Raw genomic sequence first — 21229 nt, forward strand, 5'->3', positions numbered from 1 at the left:
AGTGTTCAAATCAATGATTACGGCCTTAGGCTGGTAAAAGGCGCCAATCATATTTTTTCCCAGAGGATGATTGACCGCAGTCTTGCCACCCACTGATGAATCCACATAAGAAAGCAGAGTAGTAGGTACTTGGATAAAATCAATGCCGCGCTGATAACACGCTGCCGCAAAACCGGACATATCCCCGATAACACCGCCGCCCAGAGCAAAGATCGTGGAATCACGGCCGGCAGAGTTTTCCAGAAGGAAGGTCATAATATCGTTGAAATGCTGAAGATCTTTATACTGTTCGCCATCAGGCAAAATACAGGATAAGGCTTCAACACCAATTGACTTCAAGGCGTTTTTAAGAGGTTCCAAATACCACTTTTGCACGGTTTCATTAGTAACAATTACCACCTTGCCTCTTTTCACCAGACAATCCTGCCACAATTCAGGAAAAGTCAGAGCTCCGTCTGCAATAAAAATGGGATAACTGCGCTCACCTAAATCAACGATTAACTTTTTTAACATTTACTTCCTCACCGATGATGGATTACTGCAAAACCTGCGAAAATCTTCTGCGATACGCGGAGCCAGGGAACGGGGATCATTCTCGTCCGTGCTAACTACAATATCTGCAATTTCCAAATAAAGAGGCTCTCTTTCCTGCAGAAGCTTTTCCAGAACCTGCCGGGGATCGGGCTCCTTAAGAAGCGGACGTTTGTGATCAAAGCGGGTTCTTTCATACTGCTTCGATACTGAGGTTTTGAGATAAACCACAGTACCGCGCTCACGAAGGTAAACTCGATTTACATCCGTTTTAACAGCACCACCGCCGGTAGCAAGAACGATGCCCTCCCGACAGGAAAGATCATTGATAACGTCGCTTTCGCGTTTCCGAAAACCGCCCTCCCCTTCAACATCAAAGATCCATGAGATATCTGCTCCGGTTCTGTTGATAATTTCCTGATCCGAATCCAAAAACTGGAGGTGCAGTATTTCAGAAAGAAGCCGGCCGATGGTGGTTTTGCCAGCACCCATAGGCCCCACTAAAAAAATATTTCTGCGCTTGGACATAACAACTAACATCAAGTAACCATAAAACAGGGAAATTATAACGTATTTTGAGCAGGCATAAAAAAAGGCCTCCAAAATGGAGACCTTTACGCTGAAATGAAAACTCTTACCGGCCTACAGCGCCTTCAATGATGTGCGGGGTAATAAATACCAGCACTTCACGACGGGTGTTGGAGTTGGAAACAGTCTTAAAGAGCCAGCCAACTACCGGGATATCGCCCAGGAACGGAATTTGGTTCTTAATGCGCTTGATTTCCTGCTGGAAAATACCGCCCAGAACCAAGGTTTCGCCGTTACCAACGAGCACAGAAGTAGTAACCTTTCTCTTGTTGATACTGATAGCGCTGCCAGTTACAGTAGTAACGGTATTGCCCAAGGTATCGTTGGTAATCTCCAGATCCAGGAAAATACTGTCATCCGGGGTAATCTGAGGAGTTACCGTAAGAGAAAGCACGGCATCAGTCCATTCAACAGTAGTGGCGCCGCTGGAAGCAGCGGTCAGGGAAGGAATCTGATAACCCTGCTCGATCTTAGCTTCTTTCTGGTTAGTGGTAGTAACCCGCGGAGATGCAATGGTCTCAGTGCGGTTTTCAGACTCAAGAGCTGCCAAGGTCAGGCCAAGCTCGAAATTCTTGCCCAGTCTGCCTATACTGATAAGACCGCCGTTATCTTCTGCGTTTGAATTCTGAGTCTTTGTAGCAATCTGTCCGCTCCATTTACCATCTTCATGTCCGGACTGAATAATATTATTGCTTGCAAGATTCCAGTGCACGCCAAGATCCTCAGACACAGAATCGTCTACAGCAACGATACGAGCCTCAACCATAACCTGCTGAATCGGAGTATCAAGCTTTTCGATAAGACGCTTAACATTAGCAATGGATGCCTCAGTATCCTTGATGATCAGAGTATTGGTTCTTTCATCAACAGTAGCAGTACCGCGTACGGAAAGGAGACTGTCAGAAGCTTCTGCGCCGTTGCCGCCACCCTGACCGTAATTGTTTCCGCCCTGTTCAGCAGCAATGGAATTAGCACCATCATTAGTCTTAAGGAGCTTCACGATATCAGAGGCCTTAGCGTAGTTAATCTGAATGAATTCAGTAACCAAAGGCTCCTTAGCGCTCTTCTTCTCCTGCTCTTCAAGCTGCTTCTGCTCATAGGAGGAAAGCTCTTCCTGCTGCCCAATGAGAAGGATATTGCCATCAACTCTCTTATCAAGTCCCTTGACGCGGAGGATGGTATCAAGAGCCTGATCCCAAGGAACATTATCAAAGTTTACGGTGATATTGCCGCTTACCGAGTCATTCATCACCAGATTGATTTTAACTTCCTCAGCAAGAATCTTGAGAGCATTTCTTACCGGAATATCCTGGAAAGACAGAGACAGATTCTTACCAAGATAGCGAGGAGCATCGGTAACCTTCACAACTGGCTTCTTCTTGGCTACAGTGATAACGATAGCTTCACCGTTCTGAACATGCTTGGCTTCAAACTCAGCGGTCTGGAGAGCAATATCAAGAACAGCACCGTCGGCACCTTCAGAAACATCAATATTCTTGAGCACGGTACCGTAATCATTTACATCCATCACAGCAAGAAGGTTGGGATCGACTGCTGAACCATGGAATTTGGCCAGAAGATGAGTGCCCTTGGGAATAAGCTCAAGAGCCGCATTCTTGTTATCAAGACTTACCAGAACCAAGCCTTCACCGGCAGCACCTTTCTTAAAGTTAATGCCATTGATGCGGTTAATTCCGGCTGCTACAGTCTTCTTGGACTTAAGAACGCTGGGATCGGCATAACCCTGCTTGGCAGCGGTTGCCCGAGGATCCTGACCAAGAGTTACGTAAAGTGAGTTACCCTGCTGAGAAACCTCATAGGGAACCAAGGACTCCAAATCCACAGCAACATTAAGATCGCCGCCGCTCTGCTTTACGTTAACATTTTTTACAGACTTGGACTTAACCTTAAATTCATTCTTAAGCAAAGCAGATTCTGCATCGCTAAGATTAAGCACCAACTGCTCCGGGTCATACTGGAGACGATCCTGATAGCCGCCCACAGGACCATCGAACTGAAACTCAATCCGGGTCTGAGAAGCCAGACTGTTATCTACCTTAATGTTTTCAAGCTTAGTGGCTGCCTCAGCAGGCAATACAACACCGGCAAATGATGCCAGCATCACACAAAGCCCTAATTTCTTCTTCTGAAAATTCATAATTATGTTTCCTGCCTGCTAATTATTCCGCTTCAATCAAATCAATACGGGATGATTTCTTATCCCAGCATCCGTTACCGTCAGAGATAAACTCCTCAACCTCTACAGAATCCGGCGCAACACGGATTACCTTACCGAAATTGAGTCCCATATGCATTCCGGGAACAACACGGACAACGATACCATCTGCAGTCTGAATCAAAGCTCTGAGCTTATTATCCATCATGATGGTACCGCGCATGAAGAGATTATCAAGTGAGTACTGCTCCAGTTCTTCCATAGGACGTTCTCTGTCCGGCTGTTCACAGCTAACAGGCTTGGCCGAAGCTGGCTGAGAAATCTCAGGCTTGGGAAGAACAAACGGCATACGATCAGTTTTGGGCTCGAACTTCATGGCAACAAAGGCTGTTACCTGAGGAAGGGGCTTAATCTCGGAAGGCGCCTGCTTACGCTTGGTATCGCAAAACTCCTTTACGGAATCCGAATATCCAGTTTCGCATGCGGTGAGCAGCAAAACAGACGCCAACGCTGCGGACAACAAGGTTAACTTCTTCATTATCTCTTCGCCTCCTTCCGCTGCTTGCGCTGCTGGTTCTGCTTAGCCTGAGTTTCATTGTAACGGAAAGTCTTCGCAATAAGCTTCATATCCAAAAGCTCGGAATCCACAACCTTGCCACCTTTGTCCTTAAGATCGACTCTGGAAAGATCAAACTTATCGATGGTAACAATTCGCGGAAGAGCCGCAGTGTCTGCGGCAAAACTGCCCAGCTGTTCATAGGTACCGGTAACATGGATGTTCATCGGGAGTTCAGTGTAAATCTCCTTTTGGACTTCCGGCTCCCACTTAATGCTGGCCAAAGTCAGACCGTTATCCTGCGCAATAAAGGAAATGTCATCAAGAAGATTGGCAACCTCATTACTGTTAGGAAGCTGTCTTAACTGCGCATCGAGCAAGCTTTCCAATTCAACAATCTGCTCCTTGTAAGCTTCAAGATTGGCAGCCTGAGCCGCTTTGTCTTCAAACTCTTTGCGAAGCCGAGTCTCTTCTCGGATCTCGTTGTCAAGTTTGTCCTGCATTTCTTCGCCCTGAGCCCACCAGGATACATAGCAAATTGCACCAACTAAAAAACAACCTGTTGCAAGCCTTAAAATCAGAGGCCAAGTCTCAATCTGGTTAATATTAAAATCACTTCCGGCCATTACTTGGTACCTCCATTGTTACCAGCATTAAGGGCATCAGTGCTGTCAACTACCTTAAAGCTCATAACAAAATTGTAAAGGCCGTCAGGAAGGGTAGGAAGCTTACGCTGCCCATTCTGCATTTCAGCCTTAGTCTCAGTAATGTTGCTCTGACCTAACCACTTACTGTTGTCAATGTTACGAAGCATAGATGAAACACGAGGGTTGGACTCAGCCATTCCCTTTACCTGAGCGGTTCTCTGATCAAACTTCATGGAATCAAGATAAACGCCAGAAGCAACTAATGTCGGCAAATCCGAGAACAGATGCACGGCAATATTCCTGTTCTGCTGCAGGGTTTCAATGGCTTTCATACGATCAATGAGTTCCTGACGGCGCTCTTTCAACTTCGCTATTTCGGCAATCTGCTGATCAAGCTGAGCAATCTGCTCCTTGAACTCCTTATTTCTGCCCTGCTGCGTGTTAATCTCGAAGGACAGCCAAAGGTAGCCCAGAACAACGATCGACACACCGACCAGAAAGAACCCAACAAGAATCTTTATAAAGGCATCTTTACTTTTCTTCTTCAGCTGCTGACGCCACGGGAGGAGGTTTATATTGGACATTCTTCAAAACTCCTTAATGCTAAACCCAGTGCGGTCATATACTTGCACCCCATCTGGTTAGTATCGCTCTTGAGATTAGGGAATTTCTTAAAAATATCCGGACACTTAACATCCATTCTCAAAAGCGAGCTCATCTGGTCAACAAAACCTTCAACCAGGCAGCCGCCGCCGGTAAGAACAACTGCAGATACATCACGGTGAGATGACGAACTGCTGAAAAGCTGTACATTACGCTTGATATTCTGCGCCAGCTGAATCATGAACGGGTTAATGATTTCGTTCTTGGCATCGCCGGGCATCCTGTTGGTTACCTTGGCTTTTTCGGCATCCTCATAAGCCATGCCGGTAGCCTGACAAAGATTCTGAGTCAGGGTATCACCGCCGAAGCTCTGAAGACGCTGATAAATAACTTCACCGTGATACATTACACCAAAGGTAAGAGTTACCGCGCCGACGTCAACAAGCGCCACAGGCTTTTCGTTATAAGCCTCTTCAAAACCAGGGATAGTGGCCTTAACAGCTCTGGCAAGGGCATGAATACCGATATCCACAACCTTAACCGTTCTGCCGACGCCTTCAAACACCGCCTGGCGGGATTCAACGCTTTCGGTTTTGGCACCGCTCAGAAGAACATCACTCTTAGTGGCATCAACAAGATTCGGCCCAAGAATTTCGTAATCCAGACTGATTTCATCAAGAGGGAACGGAATAAGCTGTTCAGCTTCCTGCTCCACGAAGGTACTCAGTTCTGAATCCTTGAAATTTGCGTCAGCCTGAATAATCTTTGAGATTACACTAGACCCCGAAACAGAAGTAGCCACAAATCTGGGGCCGCCAGAAACATGCTTGACTAAAGTCTTCACAGCAGTCGTTACCTTCTCAATGTCATTGATCTGGTAATCGACTATCGCCCCCTTCGGAGTAGGGACTTCTGCTACGGCAGTAATCTTGAAGTCTTTGGACTTGCCTGCGATTGCAACTGCTTTGATACTTTGGCTACCAAAATCCACCCCGAGGAGCGAATAAAGTACGCCTTTGCTTTTCATTCCAGCCATATTTGCATCCGTGCTGATTAAAGTTTTACTCGTTCCCATATCATAACTTTTTATGACTTCCGATATCTAAAAAAAAGAAATATTCCTTTTGCCGATTTTGAGCTAGGTAACAAATTAAGCTATAATTCCAGAAATTCTTAACTGACTCAGTGACATACAAATGATTTTTATCTGGATGCGCAGAATCATATGGTTCTGCATACTGCTGGGCAGCCTGCTGACTGCCGCCGGCTGCTTTTATTACTATCACACGCAAAGCGCTCTTCCCGATGTTAATGAGCTCAGGGATGTTTCCTTTGAAACGCCTCTCCTCATCTATACAAAAGACAGGAAGCTTATCGGCGAATTCGGACAGCATCGCAGAATGCCGCTTTCCATTCACCAGATTCCGGAAAGACTGAAGAATGCCTTTTTAGCAATAGAGGATGCTCGCTTTTATGACCACGTCGGAATCGACCCCATTGGCATCGTGCGCGCCGCCTATGCCGGTCTCTCTTCCGGAAAAAAGGTTCAGGGCGCCAGTACCATCACCCAGCAGGTAGCCAGAAACTTCTTTCTCTCCAATGAAAAAACCTTCTCCAGAAAAATCAAGGAGATCTTCCTGTCCTGGAAGATCGAGCAGACTCTGACCAAGGATGAAATACTGGAGCTTTATCTTAACAAGATTGCCCTCGGACATCATTCCTACGGCGTGGCTGCTGCCGCTTATGTCTATTTCGGCAAGACCGTAGATGAACTTACTCTGGGAGAAATGGCAATGATAGCCGGACTCCCCAAGGCACCTTCTAACCTTAACCCTATCTCCCATCCGGAAAACGCCAGAAAGAGAAGACATCTGGTTCTGAACAGAATGCTTCAGCTTAATATGATAACCCCGGAGGAATATCAGAACGCCGATAATGAACCCGTGTCCGCCTACTACCACAAGGCCAAGCTGGAAGCAAATGCCCCTTATGTGGCAGAATCCATAAGACTGAAGATGGAAGCCACCTACGGCGAAGGCGTGTACACCGAAGGCTACAAGGTTTATGCCTCCATAGACTCCGAAATGCAGCATGTGGCCAACCGGGCGGTGTATGACGGCCTCAACGCCTATGATATGCGCCATGGCTACCGGAAGCCGGAAAACATCCTGCAATCTCAGAAGATCGACCTTAACGATGAAGAATCCCTGAAGACTGTTCTCAAAAACTATAAAACCTTTGAGTACATTACTCCTGCCATCGCCGTTTCTGCAGACAGCAAAACAAGCTCAGTTAATGTCTATGTAAAGGACAAGGGGATCGGATCCATTTCCTTTGACCATATGAAATGGGCCAAGACCACCAGAAACGAAGTACCTTCCGGGAATTTTCCGGCCAAAGTCGCCCAGTTTATAAAGCCGGGAGATCTGGTTTATGTAGAGCACACAAAGGACAATCAATACAAGCTGAGACAGATCCCCTCTGTACAAGGCGCTCTCATCTCCCTTGACTCCCACACCGGGGCGATTAAGGCCATGGTAGGCGGCTACAGTTTTATGCAGAACTCCTTTAACAGAGTAGAACAGGCAAAGCGTCAGGCCGGGTCAAACATCAAACCCTTCCTCTACTCCGCCGCACTGGCTGACAGATTTACTCTGGCTTCCCTGATGCTGGATGAAAGAATTTCCATCTGGAATCCCTGGAGCAAAAACAGCTGGTCTCCCAAGAATTCGCCTAACGTATATGAGGGACTCATCCCCATCAGAGAGGCTTTGACAAAATCAAAGAATGTGGTTTCCGTCCGTCTTATCAGAGCTCTGGGGGTTAATAAATTCGTAACGCACTTCTCCAAGTTCGGCTTCACTGTCAAAAAGTACCAGAAGAACGACTCCATCGCTCTGGGCGCCTTTGAGGTTTCCCCCCTGGAGCTGGTAACCGGTTATGCCACCTTCTCCAACGGCGGCTATAAAATCGAACCTTACCTCATTGAGACGGTTACTCTGGGAGATGCGGAACAGGTTATTTACAAAGCAAAACCTTATGACGCCTGCAACGACTGTCCGAATGCCGTGGTTAATTCCATTAAACCGGAGCTGGTACCCGAAGAAGCAGAGCTTCTAGTTAAAGGACACCACGCAGAACAAATCATCACCCATGGCAATGCTTTCCTTATTGCCAGCACGCTCCACAGCGTTATCTGGGGCGGATCCGGCCCCCGGGGCAGGTATAACGGCACCGGAACCAGGGCCCGGGTAATGAAGAGGGATGATATTGCCGGAAAGACCGGTACCACCAACGAAAGCCGCGATGCCTGGTTTTCCGGGTTCAACGGCAATACCGTTACCACGGTATGGGTGGGGTTCGACAATTATGCAAAAAGTCTGGGACGGGGAGAATCCGGCGGTAAATCCGCTCTTCCTATCTGGATTGAATTTATGAACTATGCTCTCAAGGGAACTCCGGAAACCCCGGTGGAGCCTGGAGAAGACATCGTTACCAGCTCTGTGGCGGGTTATAAGGAATTCTTTATCAAGACTCCGCGCATTTCCGCAAACACCTATGTTACCGAAGAAGAGGACTTTAAGGTTGATAATGGCGGACGGAGCAGTTCCGGTTCATCATCACCTTCCTCTTCATCCTCTCAGGGAAGCTTCGGAGGGGACGGCGGTCTTGATGACATAATGTAGAGAAACGCCTGAATGAAGCCGGGTAACTTTGCTGATAACAGCAGTGAAAACCCGGTTAAATTTAAAGGGCTGCGTCTTACGACACAGCCCTTTCCTTTTGTCATCAGAGGCACCAGATTACGAACAACGCCGTCCCGTCCGTATTGCCTTAACCGCTAATTGCTCTCTCCGGAATTCTTTTTGTGCTCAATATAATCGGTCATAGCCTCAACATTCAGCGGCTCCGCAAAATAGAAACCCTGAATATCGGCAATTCCCGACTGTTTCAGGTAGTCAAGCTCAATACCGGTTTCCACTCCTTCGGCAATCAGCGAAAGCTTAAAGGTTTTTGCCAGACTGATAATAGCATCCACGATCTGCTGCTTCTCCTGAGACTTGGAAATGTTGCTGATAAAACACTTATCAATTTTGATGCAGTCCAAGGGGAAGGTCTTAAGATTGGTGATGTTGATAAGTCCGGTGCCGAAATCATCGACGCTGATCTTTACTCCCATCTCGCGGAGATGGCCAAAGTCCTTAAGAATTCTGACGTCAGCATGGGACAGCACTGTCTCCCGAAGCTCCATCTCCAAAAATTTCGGCGGATAGTTAAGCTCCTCGAGAAGGTTGACAATTTTGGTCAGAAAATCCGGCTTTGAGATCTGACGTCTGGAAAGATTGACCGCCATCGGGTACATCTCACCGAACTTTTCCTTCCAGGAAAGATTCTGCTCCAGAGCTGTTTTGAGCACCCAATCGCTTATGGTAACTATGACATCGCTGTCCTCGGCTATGGGGATAAAATCATTCGGCATCAGCTTGCCAAAATCCGGACTATTCCATCTGATAAGGGCCTCAATGCCTTTAATTCTCTTCGTTTCTTCGCAAACCTTGGGCTGATAGTAAAGGTAGAACTCGCCACGAGCCACGGCTCCGCTGAGCTTGTTCTCGATTAACACCCTCTTATTGGTTCCCATTCCCATAACTTCAGAATAGGTCATCACATTTTGATCAAAGGATCTTTTTGCGGCCAGAAGAGCCACATCGGCATTTCTTATCAAGGTCTCATAATCCATGCCGTGTTCAGGAAAGATGCTGATACCGACAGAAACAGATACCGCAAAGGCGCCGCCAAAAATCTGATACTGGTTCCCGATTTCATTTTGAATGCTTGTCACAGCATTATCGATGACCTCGGCATCATTGCAGTTCTTCAGCATAACCAGAAACTGATCGCCGCTGAAGCGTCCGACAAATGCGGCAAAATCAGAAAGCGCATTTTTAATTCTTTCGGCAGTGATCTTCAGAATTTCATCACCCACCACATGCCCGTGCATCTTGTTAACGCTTAAGAAGTTTTTAATGTCCACCAAAATGAAGGCCAGCTTCTGTCCCGCGGCATCTGATTCTGAGAGATACTTCGCCCCTTCCACGGACAGACTGAGACGATTGGGAATACCGGTGAGATAGTCGCTGTGCACCAGCTTATGAAGCATATTCTCAGATTTCTTGATAGCCGTGACATTAAAGGCAATGCCCCCTACTCCGTAGGAATTGCCGTCCTCCCCTACCAAAGGAAATTTAACGCTTTCAAACCAAAGACCGGCTTTTTCATTCTCACGGTAACGGTAAACATTCTTGGATTCCAGGACATACATATCATCCCGGACATAGCCCTCCACCAGCTTCTTCGGAGCGATGTCACGGTCAGTAAGCCCGACAAAATAGGATCTGTCCTTGTCAAACATGAGAGCATAAAACTGATTAACCCAGGTAAGCTTGAGATCGCTGTCCTTAAACCATATGGGAGCCTGAATCAAATCACAGAGAGTAATAAACTCAGCATTCTGCTTCCGTAATGCTTTTATGGTTTTCTTTTGGATGACAAGAATACGCGCGCACACAATAAGCACAAGGAGCAGCACCAGCGAGCACGTGACAGCAATAATCATATGACAAACTCAAGGATACTAAACATATGACTAACAGTGTACAGTTAAAAAGGCAAAACAACACCACGAAATGAACTAAACTGTTAGTTACTTAAACAAAAAACACAAACCGTAAAACACGAAATACTGAAGAGTTTGAATTGCTGAAGAGGTTTAATCTGATTACGCCATCCGCCAAAGATGCATCCTCAGTCATATGCCCGGGCAAGAACTTCCTTGCCGTGGCTTTTCAGCCATTTCTCGCACTCCCAGTATTCCGGAAAGTATTTAACGCACATCTCATAAAAATCCCGGCTGTGATTCATATGCACCCGGTGACTCAGTTCATGAACCACAATGGCATCCCTGACCTTAACCGGAGCCAGCATGAGCAGGATATTAAGGGAAATGTTGCCATCGGAGCTGCAGGATCCCCAGCGGGATTTCATGAGCTTAAAGGTAACCCTGCGAACCTTAATCTGCATAAGATCAGCATAATACCGCACCCGGGGAGCAATCTCCTTCAGAGCTTCCTGTCCCAGCATGTTTAGTTCCGGCACCGACATAGTGGCAGCCGGAGCAGCATTCTTTGCCGTATGGCTTGCGACCCAGTCAGCATGGCTGTCGATGAACTCCATGATTTTCTCATCAGGACAGCGATACGGACACCGCACCTCCGGCCGTCCTCCGAGGGATATGTAAAGACCTAAAGTTTTTCTGCGGGGATTTCTGACTATGGGGATCCCTTTGTATTCCTGCATTGGTTCTTCCTGATTTCCTAAAATAAAAAGGCCGGAAACTTGTCCGGCCACTCATTACCCAAAATTACAGCAAGCTAACAGCCTGATATTACATCATGCCACCCATGCCGCCCATACCGGCGCCGGCAGGAGCTGCCGGAGCATCCTTCTTAGGAAGCTCGGTGATCATGCACTCGGTGGTAATCATGAGACCGGCAACGGAAGCAGCATACTGCAAAGCGCTTCTGGTAACCTTGGTAGGATCCAGAATGCCCATTTCCAGCATATCGCCATACTGACCGGTAGCAGCATTATAACCATAGTTACCCTGACCGTTACGAACTTCATTGGCAACTACAGAAGCCTCATCGCCGGCATTTTCAACGATCTGACGGAGCGGAGCTTCCATGGCTCTGAGAGCAACCTTGATACCAACGCTCTGATCCTGGTTGTCGCCCTGAAGATCCTTCAGCTTGCTGGCAACTCTGATAAGAGCAACACCGCCGCCGGCAACAACACCTTCCTCAACAGCAGCGCGGGTAGCGTGAAGAGCATCGTCAACGCGATCCTTCTTTTCCTTCATCTCTACTTCAGTAGCGCCGCCAACCTTAATCACAGCAACACCGCCGGCAAGCTTGGCAACACGTTCCTGAAGCTTTTCCTTATCATACTGAGACTTGGTTTCATCAATGGCATGACGCAGCTGAGCTACGCGATCCTTGATAGCTTCCTTGTCGCCGGCGCCATCGATTACAGTGGTGTTATCCTTGGTAATAACAATCTTCTTGGCCTGGCCGAGATCGTTAATGGTAGCAGCATCAAGCTTCATGCCGATATCTTCGGAAATAACGGTACCATTGGTAAGAATGGCGATATCCTGAAGCATAGCCTTTCTGCGGTCGCCAAAGCCAGGAGCCTTGACTGCCACAACCTTTACAATGCCGCGCATATTGTTTACAACCAGGGTAGCCAGAGCTTCGCTCTCAACATCCTCGGCGATGATAAGGAGCGGTCTGCTGGTCTTGGCAACGCCTTCGAGAACAGGAAGGATATCACGGATGTTGGAAATCTTCTTGTCAACGAGAAGGATATACGGCTCATCGAACTCTACTGAAGCGCTGTCCGGCTTGTTAATGAAGTAAGGGGAAAGATAGCCGCGGTCAAACTGCATGCCTTCAACGATGTCCAAGCTGTCCTCGAGACCGTTGCCGTCTTCAACAGTGATAACGCCATCACGACCAACCTTTTCCATGGCATCAGCAATGATCTTGCCGACAGTTTCATCGGAATTTGCAGAGATGGTGCCTACCTGAGCAATGGACTTGCTGTCATCGCAGGGAACGGAAATGCTCTTGAGTTCTTCAACAGCAGCCTGAACAGCCTTGTCAATACCGCGCTTGAGATCCATGGGGTTCATGCCGGCAGCAACAGACTTCAAGCCTTCGCTGATAATAGCCTGAGCCAGAACGGTAGCAGTGGTGGTGCCGTCGCCGGCAGCATCATTAGCCTTGGAAGCTACTTCCTTAACCATCTGAGCGCCCATATTCTGGAACTTGTTCTCCAGCTCGATTTCCTTGGCAACAGTAACGCCGTCCTTGGTGATGGCAGGAGCGCCATAGCTCTTGTCCAAAACAACATTACGGCCTTTAGGGCCAAGGGTAACCTTTACGGCATTTGCAAGAACATTAACGCCCTCAAGCATCTGAACGCGGGCGTCGCTTCCAAAAAGTACATCTTTAGCTGACATTTTAATATTTCCTGTAAAAAGACCCCGGCAGACTTACAGCTGCGGGGTTTATAAAAACCTGTTTAAATCAGTCCTCGATAACTGCAAGAATATCGCTTTCAGACATGATAAGAACTTCTTCGCCGTCAAGCTTTTCTTTCTTAACGCCGTAGCCTTCGTTGAAAACTACCTTGTCGCCAACCTTAACACCCATGGGAAGAACAGTGCCGTTATCAAGAACACGACCGGCGCCTACGGCAATAACCTCGCCGCGGGTGGATTTATCAACAGCAGCGCCAGTGAGAAGAATGCCGCCGGAAGACTTGGCCTCAACCTCGGTACGCTTAACAATAACACGGTCATGTAAAGGACGAATTGTCATATTCTATATGTGGTCAAAGTTTAAATCCTTTGAACCGCCTCCAAACTAAAAATCAAAACCGGTATCAAACCGACAAACTAACACTACCCCTTATGTGGGGACTTCAATACGATAATTCAAGAGTCCTGCAAAAATTTTTAACTATTTCGGGAGCGGAACCTAAAAGGCACTGGAAAGGGAAAGAACAGTCCGCATAAGCCCCGGAATGTCCGGAGTTAAGAGATGTGATAAAATCCGGGCATCCTGAGAACCATTGAGATGCGGAGACTCCTGTCCGATGCTAAAACGTCCGTTCAAACAATTCTTTTCTTTCTTCGCTCCCGTTATTGCAGTTATGGGATGCCTTCTTTTTTCATCCGGGATCCTGTCAGGAGAGACCGCTCCCCAGGCAGCAGCGGAAATGCTCTCCCGGGGACTTGCCATCTTTACCGAAACCGCCAATGCCGACGAGCTTTTACCGCAGAAAAAATTTCTGAAGCCGGAAGAGGCTTTTATTCCGTCTCTTCAGCAGGACAATGACAAGATTAAGATCACCTTCGAGATCGCGGATCGCTACTATCTTTATCAGGAAAAGTTCAAACTGGTGCCCAGAAACTGCGCTATCAGCAATATCAGGATTCCCAAGGGCATTCCTCATGACGATGAATACATGGGAGAGTCTCATATTTTTTATGAAAAGGCGGAAATTAAGGCGGAACTGACAGCCACAAATCCGCTCCCCCAGATTCTTGTCACCTATCAGGGCTGCATCGAGGGACTTTGCTATCCTCCGGTAACGACCACTCTTAATCTTCGTAAGATTTCAAAAGCTTCCGAAACAGCAGGGGAAGCTGATACCGGGACACAGGCTTCCGGTACATCAGGAACTCCGACTCAGGAAAGCTCTGTTACCGGAAATACCGCCGCAGAAGCAAATACCTCAGATCCCATTAACAGCGGCAAAAATAGCACTGTCGTCAACAGTGACAACGCCTCTGATATTTACCAAAAAATCCACGACAGCGGTTTTATTGCCGGTCTTATGATTTTCTTTGCGCTGGGACTTCTGATGAGTCTTACGCCCTGCATGTTTCCCATGTATCCCATATGGAGCGCCATCATCATCGGGGGACACAAAAAGAATTTTGTAACCGCCTTCTGGTACTCTTTTCTCTACATTCAGGGCATGGCTCTCACCTATATGCTCATCGGTTTCGGCATTGCCTATGCCGGAACCAAGCTCCATGCCATAATTCAGCATCCTCTGATACTGATTGTCTTATCTCTGATCTTTATCGTTTTGGCTGCCTCCATGTTCGGACTTTTCGAGCTCACCTTACCGGAGAAGCTGCTTAACAGGCTGCAATCATTCTCGGATAAGCAAAAGGGAGGAACCTTGCTGGGGGTATGCGCCATGGGAGCTCTCAGCGCGGTAATCGCTTCCCCCTGCACCACGGCCCCGCTGGCGGGAGCCTTAATGTTTATCATGCAGGACGGAAGTCTCCTGAAAGGCGGTATCTACCTCTACATTATGGCTTTAGGGATGGGAACGCCCCTCTTTGTTATCGGCCTCTTCGGACAGAAATGCCTCCCCAGAACCGGGAACTGGACAGTTATCATTAAGACAGTTTGCGGTTTTCTGCTGCTCTCGGTACCCCTGATACTCCTTCAGAGATATATGACATCAGGAGTTCTGACGGCCCTGTCAGTGCTTCTGGTAACATCGCTCTTCGCCTACCTGGCCTATGCCCTTCCGAAAACCCATAAAAAGGTATTTACCGGAGCCACTGCTCTTTGCGGCATTGCCCTGGCCTTTGCCGGATGGTGGACTTTGGATATCGAAGAAGCTGCTAATACTGAACAGATCTTTACCGAGGTAAAAACACCGGCGGAATTTCATGAAATTCTGAAAAATAATCCAGTCGTCATTCTGGATTTCCGGGCTGACTGGTGCCGTACCTGCATCATGTACGAAAATACCACCTTTAAGGATCAGGAAGTCAGAAAAGAGCTCCTTAAAAGCACCCCGGTTTTTGCTGACATTACCTCAGAAGAGGCTCCCGCACATAACCTCCTTAACGAATTCGAGGTTACCGGAGTTCCCACCATTCTTATATTCAAAAACGGCAGACTGACAAAAAAAATAACAGGATACAAGAACGCCGGGGAATTTCTGGCAGAGCTCCGCAGGTGAACAGGACACCTGTTAAAAAGCCCCGGCTGCCATGCATGCCGGGGCTTTTTCATCAATTATTAATAAAAAGTAAAAGCTCAGCTGTTATTTAGCTTCGGAACCGGGAGCGGCAGCCTTCTTCACATCAAGAAGCTCAACCTCAAATACCAGTACAGAGTTGGCAGGAATTGCGGGACTCGGAGAATGAGTGCCGTAGGCCAGCTTGGCAGGAATATAAAGTTCAGCCTTGCCGCCCTTCTTGAGGAGCTGCAGACCTTCGGTCCAGCCGGGAATTACATGGTCAAGACCAAACTCAATGGGTTCCTGAGACTTATCAAATTCGGTGCCGTCAATGAGGGTGCCGCGGTAATTAACCTTAACGGTATCCTTAGCGGACGGAGCATCACCTTCGCCCGGATTGATAATTTTGTACTGAAGTCCGGATTCAGTGGTCTTAACTCCGTCCTTCTTGGCATTCTCAGCAAGGAAGGCTTCACCGAGCTTAAGATTATTTTCAGCGGCGGCCTTTTCCTTTGCTATCTGCTTAGCCTGCATCTTATGACCAAACTCTTCCAGAGCCTTCTGCATATCCTTTTCGGAAAATTCCGGCTCGGCACCGTTAACAGCGGCAATAAAGCTCTTGATGAAAAGTTCCTTGTCAAAATCCACATCCAGATCCTTCATTTCATCGAAGGTTCTCTTAAAATTAGTGCCTGCTACGGTACCAAAAGAAACAGCCACCTTCTGTTCAAAGGTGTAGTCTGACTTATTGCCAGAAGCTGCTGCTTTAGTCTCAGCAGCCGGCTGAGCAGCGCTGCTCTCAGTGCTTGATGCCTTTGACTCACCGCCGCATGCTGCAAGTCCGATGGCTACAGCAGAGGCAAGGAAAGTACAAACAATCTTTTTCACAATTATTTCCTTAACATTATTACAAACAAAAGAAGCGTTGATTCCGGAAGAGTTCGTCATTTAAGCTCATGCCGCCTTATGGCGCTTCATGCGCTCAATATTGTTTAGTCTTGCCGGTACTTTTTGCTAGAATGCATTTTACTTGATAACCGACTTTTTTTGAATTAGGAAATAGCAGCCAGCCATGAAAGAGAATTCCCCGGAAACCAATGAAGACCTGGAAACCCGTCTCGCCTATTTGGAATACAACCAGGAGCGGCTGAGTCAGGAGCTTTATGAGCAGGGACTCATTATTAAAAAGCAGGAAATCCAGCTTAAGTATCTGGCGAATAAGCTTAAGGCCTACGAGTCCAGCAATATTGCTCCCCGGAGCGAAGAGACCCCGCCGCCGCACTACTAACCACCTCACTACTCACCGGATTGGAACAAAACGGAGACCAGCCTACAGCCCTATCAAAAGTGCGTGAACCCCGCTATGTCCGCAGGGATGTCAGGAGAATCAGCGAAGGATATCTCCGGAAAATCCGAAGAACAGTCGTGAATGCTCCCAATTTCATAAAGAACAGGAAGAGCCGGATTTTCTCTCTTCATTTCCTTGTATCTCTCGGCATTTTCCGGAGATAGGGTAAAAAGGAGCTCATAGTCATCCCCTCCGGCCAGAATCATCTTAAGCTGTTCCTCCGGAGGAACCTCCTTCGGAAATTCCGGACAGGGAATACTCTTCCGATTGATGACCGCCCTTTTTCGGGAAGCTTTCAGTATGTGAGAAAGGTCTCCTAAAAGGCCATCGGAAATATCCAAAGCCGAGCGACAGCCCAGAAGTCTGAGAAGCGGCAGCAAATCCAGTCTGGGGCAGGGGTAATCAAGTCTGGAAAATAATGCCCGGGTTTCCGGAGTTTCCGAAATGTCACGATATCTGGCCCATACCCCATAGGCCGCTCCGCCCAGGGGGCCGGAAACAAAAATTCTGTCCCCGGTTTCAGCCCTATCCCTTCTTAGGGCCTCGCTGTCTGCCACAGCCCCCAGTACCGTAATGGTTACTGATAAGGCTCCTCTCACCGTATCACCGCCCACAAGGGGAATGCGCCACTTGGATGCCAGAGAACGCATCCCCTGGGAAAAACCGGCTAAAAAAGCAGGATTATCATCGGGCAGCGACAGAGCCAGAGTAAATCCCAGAGGATCCGCTCCCATGGCAGCCAGATCCGAAAGATTAACAGCCAATGCCTTATATCCGATAGCTTCCGGAGATGTGCCCTTAAAAAAGTGCGTGCCCTCGGAAAATGTATCCGTGGAAACCGCAAGATGCTTTCCCTCCGGAATATTCAAAAGAGCGCAGTCATCACCGATACCTAAAGATACCTGCGAGGCTGCTGTGCCATCACCGTGTATCCCGCCTGCGCTCCCGATATCCCAATCGCAAAAGTATTTTTTAATAAGCTCAAATTCGTTCATAGCGGTTAAATTCATTGCTTGAGTATTTTGCCGGAGAAACGGGCATTCAGGAAAAACAGTATCTTACGCCAGAACAGTACGATAACGCCGCATCAAAAATAAAAAGACACCTGAAACAGAAGGACAGCGTTTCAAGTGTCTCGCCTAATCTCATCAGCCTGAAGCGTGAAGACTATTCCTTTTTTTCAGTATCAGGAGCTGCTTCATGAACAACCTTGTCAAGAACGCCGTTAACAAATTTATGACTGTCCTGAGCGGCAAACTTCTTAGCAAGCAATATAGCCTCGCTGATGACTACCTTGAAAGGCACCTTCTTTTCAAACAGAAGCTCATAAGTAGCCAGCCGCAGGATTGCCTTATCCACAGCATCAAGGTCATCAGCCTTTCTGGAGAGATAGGGAGTATAGGCAGCATCCACTTCCTGAAGATGAATTACAGTTCCCGTGAGAAGCTCATGAAAATATTCCTTATCCGTATCATCGCCAAAGGGCTGATCTTCAAGAAATTCCTTTTCGATCACTTCCGGAAGTTCGTTATTGATGCTCCACTGATAAAGAGCCTGCATGGCAAAATGTCTAGCCTTATGTCTGGGACCCTGACTCACAATAACCCTCTTAAATCTGCTTTAAAACATTAATCATTTCCAAAGCGGCGCTGGCTGCCTCTGCTCCCTTATTGCCGCCCTTGGATCCGGCACGAAGCACAGCCTGCTCCAAAGTATCAGTGGTAAGCACGCCAAAAGCCACCGGCACCTCTTCCTCCAGCATAACCTGGGTCAGCCCCTTAGAGCTTTCATTGGCCACCACTTCAAAATGGTAGGTATCACCGCGAATAACGGAACCCAAGGCAATAATGGCATCAACCTGCCCCTTTCTGGCCTTGGCGATCTTCTTAACGGTAAGCGGGATTTCAATAGCTCCCGGAACTCTTACCACAGTAATATTGTCATCTTTAACCTGACCGATTCTGGTGAGCACATCCAGAGCTCCGCTGACCAGATGCTCATTAACCAGACTGTTAAAACGGGAAACCACAATCACCACTTTGGCTTCCGGCGCTGCCAGATTGCCTTCAATAACCTGCATACTTATGCTCCTCAATTATTACATTGCAAATTTTAACACATAACGATCTGACTTTCCCCGAGGATTGGAAAGACTCAGATTATGAAAAAGCTTCTTAAGTCCCCGCCGGAAGCTCCGGACATTGCCGCCCGCATCATCCCTGTGCACTACAGAAAGCCATGGGCCAGCAGAAATTCCTCTGTGATCCCTGTTTTGCCTGCTGAACGGGAACCTTTGTCTTTACTGGACAGGGAAGCTTCGTTATCCCGGAAAAACAGCAGTCTTTCCACATACCGTCCCAGAATATCAGCCTCCAGATTTACCGTCATCCCGGGGGTCCAGTCTGAAACCGTGGTAACAGATCCAGTATGAGGAATAAGAGTAAGCCTGAAACGATCCTCAAGAACTTCATTTACCGTAAGACTGATGCCGTCAACAGTGATGGATCCCTTGTGGACAACATACCTAGCAATCTCAGGCTGCAAAGTTATCCACACCTCGCGCACCCCGTCCCGGTCAGACACTGACAGAATCTCGCCTATGGCATCCACATGCCCCTGCACAATGTGCCCGCCCATTCTGCCCGACACGGACATGGCCTTTTCAAGATTAATCTTCTTTCCCGGAGATCCGTTTTTAAAACTGGTGCAGCTCAGGGTTTCCGAAGATAAATCAGCGGTAAAGGAAGCACCGGCAAAAGATGTTACTGTAACGCACACCCCATTACAGGCAATGGAATCTCCGATTTTCACATCAGAAAAATCCAGTCCCGAGGCATGCACGGTCATAACAGCGCCACTGCCGTTCTTACGAAAAGACGTAACTGTTCCCAAGGCTTCAATTATTCCGGTAAACATGCCCCCTCCTTAAAACGGCAGGTAATTCTGATATCAGATCCGACAGCTGCAACATCACTGATAACGAGCTCCGGCACCTCCGCCATGGAGCTAAGCCCCAAAGCGCCAAATGCGGGAACAGCATCCGATCCCATGATTTTTGGAGCCATATAAACGACAATTTCATTAGCGGTATTTTGTCTTATCACATCTGAAACCAAGCCGCGGCCCGCTTCAATCATAACGTTACGGATATTGATGCTGTCCAGGTATCTCCATAAATGCCGGAAGCTGATATGCCGGGGATTATCCTCCCTTGCGGGCACCTTCACCACGGAAACACTGTCTGATATCCTTTCTTCAGTAACCGCATCTCCAGCTCCGGTTCTGGCTATGAGCACCTTCCCAGGACACTGAAAAAGTTTTTCCTTAAGGGTAATAGCATTATCGGGATCCGCAATGATCCTAAAAGGGGTAATTCCGGGGTCTTCTGAAAACAGTTCTCGCACCGCTTCCGGAAGTTCCGGCCATCTGACATTAAGGGAGGGATCATCTCTCACCACAGTAGCCGCCGAGGTAAGAATCGCCTGATGACGGGCCCGCAGTCTCTGCACATCACGACGGGAGGCTTCCGAGGTAATCCATTTGCTCTCGCCATTGGCAAGAGCCACTCTGGCATCAAGGCTCATACCGTACTTAATGGTAACATAAGGCATGCCGTTAACTATGGAGTAAAGAAATGCTCTGTTAAGCTCCCGGGCTTCGTTTTCATAAAGCCCCCAGGAGACACAGACACCGGCATCCGCTAAAAATTTAAAGCCCCTGCCGCTAACCAGAGGATTGGGATCCTTCATAGCCGCCACGACCCGGAATATTCCGGCATTAACTAAGCCAAGTGCGCAGGGAGGAGTTCTCCCGTAATGAGAACAGGGTTCCAAGGTGACATAGGCTGTCGCCCCTTTAACATCCAGATTCCTCTCCGCCGCATTTCGCAAAGCCATTACTTCAGCATGAGGCTCCCCGGCCCTGTGGTGCCAGCCTTCGCCGATTATCTTGCCATTCTTCACCAGGACACAGCCCACAGCAGGATTGGGCAGCGTGGTATAGAGACCTCTTTCAGCCAATGCCAGAGCTCTTCTCATATATTCATGATCAGTCTCTGAAAAAACAAAATTATCAGACATGACGGCTCCCGAATGTTATTCAGTTCTCTCTTGCTTTACTCACTCTTCGCTCTGTTCCACTCTATAGTTGATCTGAAACATTTC

20 protein-coding genes are annotated in these 21229 nt (G+C 47.9%); 3 read left to right on the plus strand and 17 right to left on the minus strand.

Going from position 1 to position 21229, the window contains the following annotated elements; genetic code table 11:
• The 7 genes from ACJROR_RS03865 to pilM form a co-directional block, all read right to left on the minus strand.
• Positions 1 to 513 (minus strand): 3-dehydroquinate synthase family protein (locus ACJROR_RS03865; protein WP_406545947.1); only part of this gene is annotated, 513 nt, incomplete at its 3' end.
• Positions 514 to 1059, minus strand: coding sequence for a shikimate kinase AroK (gene aroK, locus ACJROR_RS03870; RefSeq protein ID WP_406545948.1), 546 nt, complete (start codon positions 1057 to 1059; stop codon positions 514 to 516).
• Positions 1060 to 1165: 106 nt separating this feature from the next.
• Complete coding sequence (gene pilQ, locus ACJROR_RS03875) at positions 1166 to 3277, minus strand: type IV pilus secretin PilQ (protein ID WP_406545949.1); 2112 nt, start codon at positions 3275 to 3277, stop codon at positions 1166 to 1168.
• A gap of 22 nt (positions 3278 to 3299) precedes the next feature.
• Entirely contained in the window at positions 3300 to 3833 is a 534-nt protein-coding gene (locus tag ACJROR_RS03880) for a pilus assembly protein PilP (protein ID WP_406039808.1), read from the minus strand.
• Positions 3833 to 4477 (minus strand): type 4a pilus biogenesis protein PilO, encoded by a 645-nt coding sequence (locus ACJROR_RS03885; protein ID WP_406545950.1) that lies wholly within the window; start codon positions 4475 to 4477, stop codon positions 3833 to 3835. Before ACJROR_RS03885 ends, ACJROR_RS03880 begins: the two co-directional genes overlap by 1 nt.
• On the minus strand, positions 4477 to 5082 hold the full coding sequence (locus ACJROR_RS03890; protein WP_406545951.1) for a PilN domain-containing protein: 606 nt from the start codon (positions 5080 to 5082) through the stop codon (positions 4477 to 4479). Before ACJROR_RS03890 ends, ACJROR_RS03885 begins: the two co-directional genes overlap by 1 nt.
• Positions 5070 to 6137 carry a type IV pilus assembly protein PilM gene (gene pilM, locus ACJROR_RS03895; protein WP_406545952.1) on the minus strand — a complete coding sequence of 356 codons (1068 nt, stop codon included), beginning with the start codon at positions 6135 to 6137 and terminating at the stop codon, positions 5070 to 5072. Before pilM ends, ACJROR_RS03890 begins: the two co-directional genes overlap by 13 nt.
• Before the next feature lie 175 nt (positions 6138 to 6312).
• Between pilM and ACJROR_RS03900 the strand changes: the two genes are divergently transcribed.
• A complete protein-coding gene (locus ACJROR_RS03900; protein WP_406545953.1) occupies positions 6313 to 8787 on the plus strand; it encodes a penicillin-binding protein 1A in 2475 nt (824 codons plus the stop codon).
• Between the two features lie 155 nt (positions 8788 to 8942).
• Here the strand turns inward: ACJROR_RS03900 and ACJROR_RS03905 are convergent, their stop codons facing one another.
• The 4 genes from ACJROR_RS03905 to ACJROR_RS03920 all read right to left on the minus strand — a co-directional run bounded on the left by ACJROR_RS03905 (position 8943) and on the right by ACJROR_RS03920 (position 13545).
• Positions 8943 to 10718: an EAL domain-containing protein gene (locus tag ACJROR_RS03905; RefSeq protein ID WP_406545954.1), complete on the minus strand. Its 1776-nt coding sequence runs from the start codon at positions 10716 to 10718 to the stop codon at positions 8943 to 8945.
• Positions 10719 to 10906: 188 nt separating this feature from the next.
• The gene (locus ACJROR_RS03910) at positions 10907 to 11458 is read right to left on the minus strand and encodes a M48 family metallopeptidase (RefSeq protein ID WP_406039820.1); all 552 of its coding nucleotides are present in this window, start codon (positions 11456 to 11458) and stop codon (positions 10907 to 10909) included.
• Between the two features lie 88 nt (positions 11459 to 11546).
• Positions 11547 to 13184, minus strand: coding sequence for a chaperonin GroEL (groL, locus tag ACJROR_RS03915; RefSeq protein ID WP_406545955.1), 1638 nt, complete (start codon positions 13182 to 13184; stop codon positions 11547 to 11549).
• Positions 13185 to 13251: 67 nt separating this feature from the next.
• On the minus strand, positions 13252 to 13545 hold the full coding sequence (locus ACJROR_RS03920) for a co-chaperone GroES (RefSeq protein ID WP_406039824.1): 294 nt from the start codon (positions 13543 to 13545) through the stop codon (positions 13252 to 13254).
• A 334-nt stretch (positions 13546 to 13879) separates the two neighbouring features.
• On the opposite strand from ACJROR_RS03920, the gene dsbD reads away from it, so the two are divergent.
• Complete coding sequence (gene dsbD, locus ACJROR_RS03925; RefSeq protein WP_406545956.1) at positions 13880 to 15718, plus strand: protein-disulfide reductase DsbD; 1839 nt, start codon at positions 13880 to 13882, stop codon at positions 15716 to 15718.
• Between the two features lie 84 nt (positions 15719 to 15802).
• Here the strand turns inward: dsbD and ACJROR_RS03930 are convergent, their stop codons facing one another.
• A complete protein-coding gene (locus tag ACJROR_RS03930) occupies positions 15803 to 16606 on the minus strand; it encodes an FKBP-type peptidyl-prolyl cis-trans isomerase (RefSeq protein WP_406040147.1) in 804 nt (267 codons plus the stop codon).
• A 184-nt stretch (positions 16607 to 16790) separates the two neighbouring features.
• On the opposite strand from ACJROR_RS03930, the gene ACJROR_RS03935 reads away from it, so the two are divergent.
• Complete coding sequence (locus ACJROR_RS03935) at positions 16791 to 17006, plus strand: SlyX family protein (protein WP_406040145.1); 216 nt, start codon at positions 16791 to 16793, stop codon at positions 17004 to 17006.
• 53 nt (positions 17007 to 17059) lie between these two features.
• On the opposite strand, the gene thiL is transcribed toward ACJROR_RS03935, so the two are convergent.
• From thiL to ribD, 5 genes are all read right to left on the minus strand, one after another.
• Positions 17060 to 18061 (minus strand): thiamine-phosphate kinase, encoded by a 1002-nt coding sequence (gene thiL, locus ACJROR_RS03940; protein ID WP_406545957.1) that lies wholly within the window; start codon positions 18059 to 18061, stop codon positions 17060 to 17062.
• A 172-nt stretch (positions 18062 to 18233) separates the two neighbouring features.
• Complete coding sequence (gene nusB / locus ACJROR_RS03945; RefSeq protein ID WP_406040141.1) at positions 18234 to 18665, minus strand: transcription antitermination factor NusB; 432 nt, start codon at positions 18663 to 18665, stop codon at positions 18234 to 18236.
• 10 nt (positions 18666 to 18675) lie between these two features.
• Complete coding sequence (gene ribE, locus ACJROR_RS03950) at positions 18676 to 19146, minus strand: 6,7-dimethyl-8-ribityllumazine synthase (RefSeq protein ID WP_406545958.1); 471 nt, start codon at positions 19144 to 19146, stop codon at positions 18676 to 18678.
• Between the two features lie 146 nt (positions 19147 to 19292).
• Positions 19293 to 19982, minus strand: coding sequence for a riboflavin synthase (locus tag ACJROR_RS03955; RefSeq protein ID WP_406545959.1), 690 nt, complete (start codon positions 19980 to 19982; stop codon positions 19293 to 19295).
• Entirely contained in the window at positions 19967 to 21145 is a 1179-nt protein-coding gene (gene ribD, locus ACJROR_RS03960; protein WP_406545960.1) for a bifunctional diaminohydroxyphosphoribosylaminopyrimidine deaminase/5-amino-6-(5-phosphoribosylamino)uracil reductase RibD, read from the minus strand. The genes ACJROR_RS03955 and ribD overlap by 16 nt, the downstream gene beginning before the upstream one ends.
• Positions 21146 to 21229: the final 84 nt, after the last annotated feature.

Origin of the sequence: Succinimonas sp., assembly GCF_045225735.1 — a bacterium.
Taxonomy (GTDB): Bacteria; Pseudomonadota; Gammaproteobacteria; order Enterobacterales; family Succinivibrionaceae; genus Succinimonas.

Excerpts from the sequence above, each read along its gene's own strand:
- aroK (WP_406545948.1), bottom strand. The coding sequence starts at position 1,059 with ATGTCCAAGCGCAGAAATATTTTTTTAGTGGGGCCTATGGGTGCTGGC.
- pilQ (WP_406545949.1), bottom strand. The coding sequence starts at position 3,277 with ATGAATTTTCAGAAGAAGAAATTAGGGCTTTGTGTGATGCTGGCATCA.
- ACJROR_RS03880 (WP_406039808.1), bottom strand. The coding sequence starts at position 3,833 with ATGAAGAAGTTAACCTTGTTGTCCGCAGCGTTGGCGTCTGTTTTGCTG.
- ACJROR_RS03885 (WP_406545950.1), bottom strand. The coding sequence starts at position 4,477 with ATGGCCGGAAGTGATTTTAATATTAACCAGATTGAGACTTGGCCTCTG.
- ACJROR_RS03890 (WP_406545951.1), bottom strand. The coding sequence starts at position 5,082 with ATGTCCAATATAAACCTCCTCCCGTGGCGTCAGCAGCTGAAGAAGAAA.
- pilM (WP_406545952.1), bottom strand. The coding sequence starts at position 6,137 with ATGGCTGGAATGAAAAGCAAAGGCGTACTTTATTCGCTCCTCGGGGTG.
- ACJROR_RS03900 (WP_406545953.1), top strand. The coding sequence starts at position 6,313 with ATGCGCAGAATCATATGGTTCTGCATACTGCTGGGCAGCCTGCTGACT.
- ACJROR_RS03905 (WP_406545954.1), bottom strand. The coding sequence starts at position 10,718 with ATGATTATTGCTGTCACGTGCTCGCTGGTGCTGCTCCTTGTGCTTATT.
- ACJROR_RS03910 (WP_406039820.1), bottom strand. The coding sequence starts at position 11,458 with ATGCAGGAATACAAAGGGATCCCCATAGTCAGAAATCCCCGCAGAAAA.
- groL (WP_406545955.1), bottom strand. The coding sequence starts at position 13,184 with ATGTCAGCTAAAGATGTACTTTTTGGAAGCGACGCCCGCGTTCAGATG.
- ACJROR_RS03920 (WP_406039824.1), bottom strand. The coding sequence starts at position 13,545 with ATGACAATTCGTCCTTTACATGACCGTGTTATTGTTAAGCGTACCGAG.
- dsbD (WP_406545956.1), top strand. The coding sequence starts at position 13,880 with ATGGGATGCCTTCTTTTTTCATCCGGGATCCTGTCAGGAGAGACCGCT.
- ACJROR_RS03935 (WP_406040145.1), top strand. The coding sequence starts at position 16,791 with ATGAAAGAGAATTCCCCGGAAACCAATGAAGACCTGGAAACCCGTCTC.
- thiL (WP_406545957.1), bottom strand. The coding sequence starts at position 18,061 with ATGAACGAATTTGAGCTTATTAAAAAATACTTTTGCGATTGGGATATC.
- ribE (WP_406545958.1), bottom strand. The coding sequence starts at position 19,146 with ATGCAGGTTATTGAAGGCAATCTGGCAGCGCCGGAAGCCAAAGTGGTG.
- ACJROR_RS03955 (WP_406545959.1), bottom strand. The coding sequence starts at position 19,982 with ATGTTTACCGGAATAATTGAAGCCTTGGGAACAGTTACGTCTTTTCGT.
- ribD (WP_406545960.1), bottom strand. The coding sequence starts at position 21,145 with ATGTCTGATAATTTTGTTTTTTCAGAGACTGATCATGAATATATGAGA.